We start from the raw sequence: 11,700 nt of genomic DNA on the forward strand, positions 1-11,700 counted from the left end.
GCGATGAGTACTACAGCTAAACATACAGTGCCCTTTGGGCAGAAGGTCGCCTTCGGGCTTGGCATGCTCGCCAATCAAATGTTCCCGGCTGTGCTGGGGATTTTCATGGTGGTCCTGGTACAAAACCTGGGCTTTCCGGGTTGGATGTGGGGGGTAATTTATTTCTTCCCCAGGATTTTTGATTCCTTCACGGACCCGATTATGGGCTTCATTTCTGATAATACCAAATCCAAGTGGGGCCGGCGCAGGCAGTATGTGATGGCTGGTGCGGTTATTATGGGCATCGCGTTCGTAGCCATGTGGCAACTCTACAAAACAGACCCTGCTACGGGGGAGCTGGTGTCCCTGAATTATAACTTTACATACTTCATGATCTGGTCATTCGTCTTCTATCTGGGACTGACCATTTTTAGTGTGCCATATGTGGCTATGGGTTATGAAATGAGCGATGATTTTCACGAGCGTACCAACATCATGGCCACTGCGCAGTGGATTGGGCAGTGGGCCTGGGTAATTGCGCCCTGGTTTTGGGTCATCATGTATGATAATGGCCCGGATGGGTGGTTCCCGGACGCAGAAACAGCTACCCGAACCCTTGCCATTTGGGTGGGCGTCATTTTGATGGTCGTAGCTATGATGCCGGCCATCTTTATCAAAAGTGAATCCACTCTGGAGAAGGACTACTCTCCGATGACAATTAAAAATATTGGCGGGAGTTTCAATGAGATCATCCTTGGGTTTAAGGAAGCACTGAAGATCAAGCCGTTCCGGAAGCTTTGTATTTCCACCTTCTTCATTTTCAATGCGTTCAATACCGTAGCTACCTTTACTTTCTTCATCATCGTATACCACTTGTTCAATGGGGACGCAGATGCTGCGAATGCGGGGTTCTGGCCCACACTTTTCGGTAGCCTTGGCGCGATTTCCACCACCTTTATTGTTATTCCGATTGTGGCCTGGCTGTCACGCAAAATAGGTAAGAAGCAAGCTTTTATTTTGTCGCAGGGTATTTCAATTATCGGGTATGTGATGCTGTGGTTCCTTTTGGTGCCGGGCAAGCCTTACCTGTTTATTTTTGCGCTGCCCTTCTTTTCCTTTGGTATCGGTAGCCTGTTCACCCTGATGATGTCCATGACTTCGGATGTAATCGATCTGGACGAATTGAATACCGGCAAGCGGCGGGAAGGTATTTTCGGTGCCATTTACTGGTGGATGGTGAAGTTTGGTTTTGCCATTGCCGGTGGTTTGAGTGGGGTGATTTTGTCCATCGTAGGATTTCAGGAAGGCATTCCGGGTACAGATCAGCCTGAGGCCATTACCGGGCTGCGGATATTTTTCTCCGGACTGCCTATTGTAGGAACCCTGATTGCGATGTGGGTCATGCGCGATTACGATGTAACGGAAGAAAAAGCGCTGGAAGTCCGTGCCGCTATCGACCGCAAAAAAATGGCGAAGGGAAGCTCCTCCGCTTATATGCCCGGCAAGTTGCTCACGCTCAAAGAAAACCTGCATCTTAATGGCGCAACTGGAATAAATTTTGCAGGCCAATCCACCGCAGAAATCAGCGCCCTCTTTGCCGAAAAGCTCAACGGCCATCTGCATGGGCTATGCTTCAGTCCTTATGTGGAAGGTCAGGCTGCCGGTGACATCCTGTCAAAAGAACAGATTCGGCGCCGTATGGAAATCATAATGCCGCATACCGAATGGATCCGCTCGTTCTCTTGTACAGAAGGCAATGAACTGATCCCCCGAATTGCCCATGAGAAAGGCCTGAAGACAATGGTGGGGGCCTGGATCAGCGCAGACAAAGCACGGAATGAAGCCGAGATCAACGCCCTGGTAAGGCTGGCCAAAGAAGGCCTGGTGGATATAGCAGCTGTTGGTAATGAAGTGCTGCTGCGCAATGAGCTTTCGGAGCAGGAAATCATTGGTTACATTGAGCGGGTGAAGGCGCAGCTTCCAGAAGGCATACCAGTGGGCTATGTGGATGCCTACTATCAGTTCCTGGAGCGCCCTGAACTGGTTAATGCCTGTGATATTCTCCCGATCAACTGCTACCCATTCTGGGAAGGAGCGGACAGTAGCCACGCGTTGTTGTTCCTGCAGCAGATGTACACATTGGCGGCAGAAGCCGGCAGAGGCAAAAAAGTGATTGTTGCCGAAACCGGATGGCCGAGTGCGGGGCAGAGCGTGGAAGCGGCACAGCCTTCTGCTGAAAACGCTATGAAGTACTTCATCAATGCCCAGGACTGGGCAAAAGCCAACGGTATTGAAATGTTTTACTTCTCCTCCTTCGATGAGTCCTGGAAAGTGGTCCACGAAGGCGAGGTGGGTACCCGCTGGGGGCTTTGGGACAAGCACGAACAGCCCAAGTTTGCTTCACAAAACGTAAAAACCAACTAACAATATGTCAATACGTTATAACAGGCTGGAAGGCCTCAAGGGCCTCGATTTATCCGGTAAGCGCACTGATGAGCTGGGGGCTTTATTTAGTAGCGTTTTAGGCGAAGGTTTGCACGGGCTTTGCTACAGTGCTTACGACGAAGGACAGGAACCAGGTTCTCTGCTTACCAAAGCGCAAATTCGGCGCCGTATGGGCATTATTGCACCGCATATCAGGTGGGTCCGCAGTTTTTCCTGTGTGGAAGGGAATGAATTGGTACCGGAAGTGGCCCGGGAGTATGGCTTAAAGACACTTGTTGGGGCCTGGCTCAGCGATGATAAAGACCTGAATGAGCAGGAAATTGAAGGCCTGATCCGTCAGGCAAAAGCTGGTTATGTAGACATCGCTGCGGTAGGCAATGAGGTGATGTATCGCAAAGAGCTCACTGAAGACGAATTGCTGGAGTATATCGCCCGCGTAAGAGCGGCTCTGCCAGATGAAATCCCGGTAGGGTATGTGGATGCCTATTACGAATTCAGTGCCCGGCCCAGGATTACAGAGGCCTGTGACGTTATCCTGGCCAATTGCTACCCTTACTGGGAAGGCTGCCACATTGATTACAGCCTCATTCATGCTCGTCAGATGTACTATCAGGCCTTGCACGCCGGGCAGGGAAAAAGAGTCATTATCACAGAAACGGGCTGGCCAAGTCAGGGTACCGGGCTGGGAGATGCAGAACCTTCTTCTATTAATGCCCTACGCTACTTTTTGAATATTCAGCAGTGGACGATGGCAGAGCAAATTGAAGTCTTTTATTTCTCTTCTTTCGATGAGTCCTGGAAGGTGGGGGATGAAGGGGATGTGGGCGCGTATTGGGGCCTGTGGGACAAAAACGAAAAGCTTAAATTTTAATGGATCAAAACAACCGTTTGCCTTTTCCGTACGGCCGGGCAATTTGCTACTCGGGGTTTCGGGAAGGGCAACACCCGGGTGGTGAATACCCTGCCTATGAGCAGGTAAGAGAAGATTTGCTGATGTTGCAGGGGCATTGGAAGTACCTGCGTTTGTACGATTGCGACCCGCATGCGGAGACCGTCTTGCAGGTCATCCAACAGGAAAAGCTGGACTTCAAAGTTATGCAGGGCGCCTACATCGAAGCGGAAATGAACAACTACGGCTGCCCCTGGGGCGGTGGGGTGTATTCGGAAGAACAGCTGGAAGCCAACAAAGCTAAAAACGACGCGCAGATCGATAAACTCATCAAATGGGCCAATGCCTACCCGGACATCATCTGCTGCACCTCAGCCGGGAATGAAGCTTGTGTGGACTGGACCGACCATTATGTTCCGGTGGGGCGGGTCATTGCTTTTGTGCGCCGCCTCAAGGCTGCTACTGAACAGCCCGTCACCTTTTGTGAAAACTATGTGCCCTGGATGCACAAACTGCGCCCGCTGGCACAGGAGGTTGACTTCATCTCCATTCACACTTATCCGGTATGGGAGTATAAACACATCCATGAATCCCTGGAGTACACCAAAGAAAATTATTACGGTGTCGCTAACCTTTATCCGGATACACCGGTCGTTATCACAGAGGCCGGCTGGACCACCCGCTCCAACGGTCAGGGTATAGACCCCGGCCACGTCAATGAAACCCTGCAAAAGACCTATTACGATGACCTGATGGGCTGGACGGATGCAGAAGAAATCCTCACCTTCGTCTTCGAAGCCTTCGACGAGCCCTGGAAAGGCTCACCGGACCCTATGGAGCCGGAGAAACATTGGGGCTTGTTCCGGGTGGACCGGTCGCCTAAGCTGGTGGTGCAAGGCCTGCTGGCTGGCCGATGAAAAAGGGGCTGGCCTGGCCCTTTGAAATCGAACACACGGCAAAAGCACAGGTTGGAATAGTTAATGACCAGAATAAAACTATCGAAAACCTTTTTGCTGATTGCCTTCCTGGTAGCTTGTACACTGGGGTTGGGGATGTTTTATGTTTTACCCTCCTGGGTGGAGCACAAAATTCAGCAGGCTGCCGGGAACAGTCAGGTTGCCCTTTCCTATGACAAAATGGAAGTCAGCATCATTCGGCGGCAGGTGTCCTGTTTTGGTATGGAGGTGAAGGGCGATTTGCAGACCGCATCGGGGCGATGGGCCTTTCAGCATCAGGCCAAGGCCCTGCATGTCCGCCAAATCCGATGGTTGAAATTGCTTCGTTCCACCTTTCATGTTTCGGAGGTGCAATGGGAGGCTCCACAGATAAACTTGGAAAGGGACACTTCCGGCAAGGTCAGGGCAGATACGGCTTCCGGGCAATCCGGCAAACAATTCCGCTTTGAAATCGGCCGGCTTTACGCACAAAACGGGCAGTTTATTTACACCGATGCCCAGGACACCACCGCCCGGGCAACCATAGATACCTTTTCGCTAGCTATCGGTGGGATCGCTTATCAGTCAGGGGAGGGACTTTCGTCAAAGGTGGCTGACTGCCTTTCCTTCAACTTCCGGAGTTGTACAATGCCGGACCGGGCGTTTTTGCACCAAATTTCCCTGCAGCAGCTCTCAGGGGACAGCCGTGACAGTACGCTAAGTATCAAAGCCCTATCTGTTCAATCTTTACATGATGCCAATGATTTCGCCCGGCAAATGGACTACCGGAAGGGGCGCTACGCGCTGCAATTGCCGGCGCTACAGGTGGAAGGGCTGGGCTATAAAGCACTATTGCGAGACAGCCTCCACGCCCACTCCCTTACGCTGGAATCTCCTCAGCTGCGCGTGGTGATGGACAAGCGGGTGCCTCATGATTCCTCCCGTCAGAAGTCTTTGCCGCATACCTGGCTGTCAGACTTGGGCAGGAGCGTGAGGGTTGACGAAATCCGGCTAAGGCAGGCAGACATACAATATGCAGAGCTTTATGCAGGTCACGAAGAACTCGGAACCGTAGACTTTAAAAACCTGAATGCGAGTATCCATACGGTAGGGAACGATGCGGATTTTAGCCCCATAACGCTTGAAGTAGAATGCTCGTTTTATGGAGAAGCGCCCCTTTATTTGTCAGCACAGTTCCCCATCAATGACCCCGGCGCGCCATTTCGGTACAATGCCCGGCTGGAACAGTTCCCGTTGCCCAGAGCGAATGCCATTCTGGCGGAGGCAGCGGGCTTTCGTTTTAAAAGCGGCATGGTCGATGAGCTTACCCTGAACGCAGTGGCTAATGCACAGCAGGTAGAAGGAGAAATGCGTTTTTTTTATAAAGACTTGGATATTCAGTACTTGGACAGCGACTCCAAACTGGTGAAAAAAATACTGAATGGGGTGGTGGAAGGGTTAGCATTCCCTCAGGAAAACCTGGCGGGCGAAAAGCACCGTTTGGGAAAAATCCATGCTGACCGTGACGACAGCCGCTCTGTTTTTCATTATTTATGGCAGTCTGCTTTGTCGGGCATCAAATCTACCATACTGCCCAATCTGGTTTTGCCCGAGGAGTTAAAACATACTAATGTTGAGCCGGAGGAGGACGGCTTAAGGCACTAGTGTTTGCGCGCTATATTCCACCTCAGTTTTTTGTCTTATCTTCAGCGGGCAACCAATACGATGCCTAAATGCTACGATTCAGAACCATAATGCTTGCTGCCCTGATCAGCTTCCTGGCTGCTGCCAGTGTTTTTGCACAAACCAAGCCTGTATTCAAGGATGGCGAAGCTCAGATTGTGCCCGCCTTCGAAAATGCAGACGAATGGATACGCCACGACCTCTGGGTGGAAACCACCTTCGACACCGATGGCGATGATAAGCCGGACCGCATGCACGTTGCTGTGACCCGCCCAAAGCAAACGGAAACGGAAGGGCTGAAACTGCCTGTCGTTTATGTATCCAGCCCCTATTTTGCCGGTGTAGCGCCAGATGTGGAGGGCTTGTTCTGGAATGTACGGCATGAGCTGGGGGAGATAGGCCCGGAGCGGGCACACCCTGAGGTGGAAATGCGTGTGGACCGCCCCATTATCTCCAACTCCCATATCCGTACCTGGGTGCCGAGGGGGTATATTGTCGTGCACTCTTCCTCTCCGGGTACAGGCTTGTCACAGGGGGCGCCCACAGTTGGGGGGGACAATGAGTCTTTAGCGCCCAAAGCAGTCATCGACTGGCTCAATGGACGGGTAAAAGGTTACACTACGCCCGATGGCGATGAAGAAGTGGAAGCCTACTGGTCGACCGGCAAAGTGGGCATGACCGGAACGTCCTACAACGGGACCCTCCCTCTGGCCGCTGCCACCACCGGCGTGGATGGGTTAGAGGCCATCATTCCCATTGCGCCCAATACCTCTTACTACCATTACTACCGCAGCAACGGGCTGGTGCGTTCTCCGGGGGGCTACCTGGGCGAAGATATAGACGTGCTCTATGATTTCATCCACAGCGGCAATCCGGAGAAGCGGACCTACAATAACGCCACCGTGCGCGATCAGGAAATGAAAGCAGGCATGGACCGTCAAACCGGGGATTACAATGACTTTTGGGCGGGCCGCGACTACCTCAATGACATGGAGCCGATGAAAGCGGCCCTATTGATGTCGCATGGCTTCAACGACTGGAATGTCATGCCGGAGCATAGCTATCGCATTTATAAAGCAGCCAAAGAGAAAGGGCTGCCTGCACAGATTTACTACCATCAGGCCGGGCACGGCGGCCCACCACCCATGCGGATCATGAACCGTTGGTTTACCCGCTACCTGCATGGCGTTGACAATGGGGTAGAGGACGACCCCGTAGCCTGGATTGTCAGAGAGGAGGATGAAAACAGCAACCCCACGCCCTACGAGGATTATCCGAATCCGGCAGCGGAAGCGGTTACCTTTTACCTGAAGGGTGGCGCACCGGGGCAGGGGGCACTGCAACTACAGCCCGCCAAAAAGCCCGGGCAGGAAACGCTGACCGATAACTTCTCCTTTGATGGCAAAGCCCTGGCACAAGCCGAGTACACTAACCACCGGCTGATGTATGTCACGCCGGAGCTGAAAGAAGACCTGCACCTTTCCGGAGTCCCCCGCGTGACCATCCGCCTGTCGAGCAGCAAGCCCGCAGCGAACTTGTCCGTATGGCTGGTCTCCCTGCCCTGGGAGGAAGGCCGCCGCACCAAAATCACCGACAACATCATCACCCGCGGCTGGGCAGACCCGCAGAACCACGCCTCCATTCGCGAAAGCGAGCCCCTGAACCCCGGGCGGTACTATACCGTTTCCTTTGATCTTCAACCGGATGATCAGGTTATTCCCGCTGGTCAACAGATTGGGTTGATGATTTTCTCCTCCGACCGGGATTTTACGCTTTGGCCAGACCCGGGTACCGAGCTGACCGTAGACCTGGAAAAGACGAAGCTGGTGCTACCGGTTGTGGGCGGCGAAGCGCAGGTTAGGAAGGGAATGGGGGAGGAGTAACTTTGGCCGCTTCCTGAAAAGCGTTGACCATTTATTTTGCAATGTCCGAAAAGGGTTGTTGAAACCACGCATTATTTGTTATTGATCGTGAAAAAAGCTGGGCACTTAATGATCGTGAAAAACGTTTTATTTTTGGATTAAAAAATACCACAGATGACCATTACCATTCAGACAGCCGACAAAGAAGCTTTAGCGAAGGTGCTGAATTTACTCAAGACTTTAGGTATTAACAGTGTGAATGTTCAGCTTGAGCCCTCAACAGCATCGGAGAGTTACATTAAGGGAGATAAAAGCATTGACCCTACCTCTTTATTTGGTATATGGAGTAAACACCCCAAGACTTTACAACAGGTTCGTGCCACTGCATGGGACAGAAAATTTGAGCAGTAATAGACCAAATGCACATAAAATGCTGACCGCGCGCTCGTGTGCGCAAGATTTTGTATCTTCTCGGTATGGACTTTAAGAAGACATATCAAAACGAGCAACGCTTTTCAACGATTACTAGCATCTATCCAGAGGAATTTGATGTTTTGTTCCGTGCCTTCGAACCCAGATGGCTCCAAGCACATAAGCATTACAACTTTCGGGGCAAGCGGCGTTCCAAGCCCCTGACTTCAAAACAACTACTTGCGCCTACTAAGACATTGCCCACAAACAGGGAAAAACTGTTTTTCATTTTGTATTTGTACAAGATAAACCCTTTGCAGGATGTTGCTGGAGCAACTTTCGACATGGACCAAGGCCAAGTCAGCCGCTGGAAGAAAGTCTTAACTCCAATTTTACTACAAGCCCTAAAAGACTTGGACTTACATGCTGCCAGAAATACAGAAGAGCTCATCCGCTTATTCCGCACTCGGCAAAGAAAAAAAGACAAAGATGAAAATATAGACTCCATGCACATAGATGTTACGGAGCGGCCCATCCAGCGCAATAAAGACAAGGGAGCTCAGCGAAATGACTACTCCAGGAAACAAGCGGGCCATACCATCAAAAACACCATCATTTGTGACGAATACCAATTCATCCATTTTGCAGGGTTTACCTGGAGAGGTGCTATCCATGACAAAGCCATGGTCGACGAAGAGGTCACTTCATTCGGACACCCTGTATTTGCTGATTTATGGCTGTCAAAAGATGCTGGTTACCAAGGCTATCTGCCTAGTGGGATCAATATACTCGAGCCATTTAAACCATTTAGGGACAATCCAATTACTGAATTTCAAAAAGAGTTCAACCGGTGGGTCAGTTCAATACGTACAGTAGTCGAAGACGCCATTGGAGGGGTCAAACGGTTACGGTCAGCATTTGAGAGGGTCAGAAAATTCTTAACCTATCGGGCAGATCAAACGTTGCAGGTGGCTGTCGGCCTCCATAACTTACGAGTCAGTTTGAGAGACTCTTACAGCACAAAATCCTCGTGTGTGCGCGCGAATTTGGTAATTCTCGATACATAAGGTCTAATGATGGTTTTGTGTGATACTAATATTTTTATACATGCTTTCAATGGTAACACTGTCACTATTGACGAACTAAACAAGATCGGGCTTTCAAATATCATACTCTCTGCGGTCACAGTTATGGAGCTATACCAGGGTATGGGTAACAAAGCCGAGCTGGATCAGATGAAAAAGCGAATTAATTTCTATGATAAACTTCAAATAGATAAAGCGACTTCTATCATGGCATAAGGGTTTATCGAAGATTATAGGCTTAGCCATGGTCTGCTTATACCGGATGCCATAATTGGTGCAACTGCAATAGTGCATAATATCCCGCTTTACACCTATAATATTAAAGATTTTGGATTTTTGCCTGGCATAAAACTTTACCAGGAAAGTTGAAGGGGCTTTGCCAAACCTGACTTTAATTTAAGTGGGACGCACTCCATTTATTGATATCATGCAACTATATTTTTAAATTTATTTTGTGTACCATTCTGGTACATAAAAGCAAAGATTATGTTAGTTATTAGCAGCAGAGAATTCAGGCAGAATCAAAAGAAGTACTTTGATAAAGTAGATGAGGGAGAACAAATTATCGTTCAACGCGGAAAAGACAAGGCGTATGCATTGACACCTATAGGTGGGGGTCACTTGTACTTCAATGAAAAAATGGTTGAAAAAATTAAAAAGAGTGCTCAGGAGGCAAAGGATGGAAAATACATCGAAATTTCAACCGCCCGGGAAATTGAAGAACTCTTGGGGCTATGATCCATCGTTTACGATTTACCTCCGATGCTTTAGAAGATATTGAGCGGCATAAAAAAGCCGGAGACCAAATAGCCAAATAGCATCAGGCGGCTGTAGCTCACCCACAGCCGCCTGATACATTCCTACAGCTCCGAAGCCTCCTCTTCCTGAATCTGCTCAATCAGGTAACGCAGGCTATTCATTTCCTTTTCTTCCAGGTCCACGCGGAACTGCACGCCTTCGCGGGTGGCCCCGGCACGCACGTCTTCAATGCGCCTGAGGTCATCATCCCATTTGGACAGGGCTGCAGGCGTTCCGATAGCCGTGAATATCTGCTCCATCATCACCTCGCCCATAGCATCGGCGACCGTGCCTGTCAGGCCGGTGTCGCCACTTTCCACCTGCTTCAGTAAATCAGGATTGCTGGCAAGATACAACAGCCCATCCTGAATTAAAATCTGCCCGTCGATGTCAATGCCTTGCGATTGCCCGGTGGAGTCAGCTGGTGCGCCTTTCCTGAACTTCAGGAAGCGGAAACGCCGGTCGGATAACTGATCAAGGCTGCCTTCCGCCACCGCCGCATTCAGGTTATTGAGGAAACGGGCTTCGTCTTTGAGTTTGGCAGCAAAAATGATGTTAAGCTCATCGTAGGCGGCAAGCATGATGTCCCCATCAAGCTCGTCAATCAGGCCTTCCACATCGAAGCCGAATGCAGCCAGGCTTTCTTCTGCCATGCCTTTGGTGTACTTCTCGATCAGGAGTTGGTTCAGACCGGTGATGTCGAAAGCAGCGGTGAGCATAAACATGGGCGTGCCAGCGGGCGCTAAGGTGGCGAAGTCGGTTTCCACTTCGTCCTTAAAGAGCATGCTGAGGTCGTTTTTAATCTGCCCCTGCAGGTCGAGTGCCACTTCACTGTTCACATAGCCTTTCTCAAAGGTCAGGGTATGCGCCATATGTTGCCCCTGCAGGTCTTTCTCGCTGTAGTTGAGCAGGGCGCCTCCCGATTTGATTTTTTCAGAGCGCAGGATGAAGTCGCTGGACAGCCAGTTCAGCAGGTCGTAATCGCCATTCAGGTGCTTGCGCAGGCTGGTATTCTGAGCTACGGATGCTTTAGAGGAGTTGTCCAGGAGTGCCTTCAGGCGGCCCTGAACATCATCCTTGTTTTGAGATACGGCAAGGAGGGCGACCTCTCCGTTCCAGGCCATGGCCCCATCGTCGGGCGTAGTGGCATAGTTGAAGGGCTGACTGGCGGGCAATGCCTTGATTTCGGTGCTTCGTATCATACGCCCAAAAGCAGCGGTGTCGCTAAGTGAGGCGGAGAACACCATCAGGGGCTCATCCGTATCGCTAAGCAGGGTGGACAGGTAGACGTTCTGGCTCAGGTCTACGCCTGATTGCTCAGGATTGGCTACGATGGCGGCCAGGGTGGGGTTGTCTTCGGCAATTTCGGACACCATCTTTTGAAAGCCTGGCGTTTGCACCAGCGTAGGGTAATCCGCCTTGTCCATCAGTTGTTGCAGATTGAAGGTGCTGACGGAAGCGGCGTGGGCGGGAATGTAGGCCAGGCTATCGGTCGGGACGGGGTCTTTCTGGCAGCTACTCAGGCTGATGACAAGAGCGGCTAACAGGCCAAGGGTGATAAGTCGGAGCAATTTCATAACGTGATTTCGTTGATTAATGCTCCAAAACTAATC

Annotated in this window: 9 protein-coding genes; 8 read left to right on the forward strand and 1 reads right to left on the reverse strand. The window is 50.8% G+C overall.

What is annotated here, in order from left to right:
• Positions 1 to 3 precede the first annotated feature (3 nt).
• The 8 genes from ACO08I_RS29560 (at position 4) to ACO08I_RS29595 (ending at position 10,027) form a co-directional block, all read left to right on the forward strand.
• Positions 4 to 2,403, forward strand: a complete 2,400-nt coding sequence (locus tag ACO08I_RS29560; RefSeq protein ID WP_421948001.1) for an MFS transporter — start codon at positions 4 to 6, stop codon at positions 2,401 to 2,403.
• A gap of 4 nt (positions 2,404 to 2,407) precedes the next feature.
• Entirely contained in the window at positions 2,408 to 3,295 is an 888-nt protein-coding gene (locus ACO08I_RS29565; RefSeq protein WP_282775232.1) for a glycosyl hydrolase family 17 protein, read from the forward strand.
• On the forward strand, positions 3,295 to 4,230 hold the full coding sequence (locus ACO08I_RS29570; protein WP_282775231.1) for a glycosyl hydrolase family 17 protein: 936 nt from the start codon (positions 3,295 to 3,297) through the stop codon (positions 4,228 to 4,230). The genes ACO08I_RS29565 and ACO08I_RS29570 overlap by 1 nt, the downstream gene beginning before the upstream one ends.
• A gap of 63 nt (positions 4,231 to 4,293) precedes the next feature.
• The gene (locus tag ACO08I_RS29575) at positions 4,294 to 5,913 is read left to right on the forward strand and encodes a DUF748 domain-containing protein (RefSeq protein WP_421948002.1); all 1,620 of its coding nucleotides are present in this window, start codon (positions 4,294 to 4,296) and stop codon (positions 5,911 to 5,913) included.
• Between the two features lie 89 nt (positions 5,914 to 6,002).
• Positions 6,003 to 7,814, forward strand: coding sequence for a Xaa-Pro dipeptidyl-peptidase (locus ACO08I_RS29580; protein WP_421949741.1), 1,812 nt, complete (start codon positions 6,003 to 6,005; stop codon positions 7,812 to 7,814).
• Positions 7,815 to 7,967: 153 nt separating this feature from the next.
• A complete protein-coding gene (locus tag ACO08I_RS29585) occupies positions 7,968 to 8,204 on the forward strand; it encodes a hypothetical protein (protein WP_421948003.1) in 237 nt (78 codons plus the stop codon).
• Positions 8,205 to 8,269: 65 nt separating this feature from the next.
• Positions 8,270 to 9,271, forward strand: coding sequence for a transposase family protein (locus ACO08I_RS29590; RefSeq protein ID WP_421948004.1), 1,002 nt, complete (start codon positions 8,270 to 8,272; stop codon positions 9,269 to 9,271).
• A 504-nt stretch (positions 9,272 to 9,775) separates the two neighbouring features.
• Entirely contained in the window at positions 9,776 to 10,027 is a 252-nt protein-coding gene (locus ACO08I_RS29595; RefSeq protein WP_421948005.1) for a type II toxin-antitoxin system Phd/YefM family antitoxin, read from the forward strand.
• Positions 10,028 to 10,149: 122 nt separating this feature from the next.
• Here ACO08I_RS29595 and ACO08I_RS29600 read toward each other — a convergent pair whose 3' ends face one another.
• Positions 10,150 to 11,664, reverse strand: coding sequence for a DUF4836 family protein (locus ACO08I_RS29600; protein ID WP_421948006.1), 1,515 nt, complete (start codon positions 11,662 to 11,664; stop codon positions 10,150 to 10,152).
• Between the last annotated feature and the right edge of the window lie 36 nt (positions 11,665 to 11,700).

Source organism: Phaeodactylibacter xiamenensis, assembly GCF_965229835.1.
GTDB lineage: Bacteria > Bacteroidota > Bacteroidia > Chitinophagales > Saprospiraceae > Phaeodactylibacter > Phaeodactylibacter xiamenensis.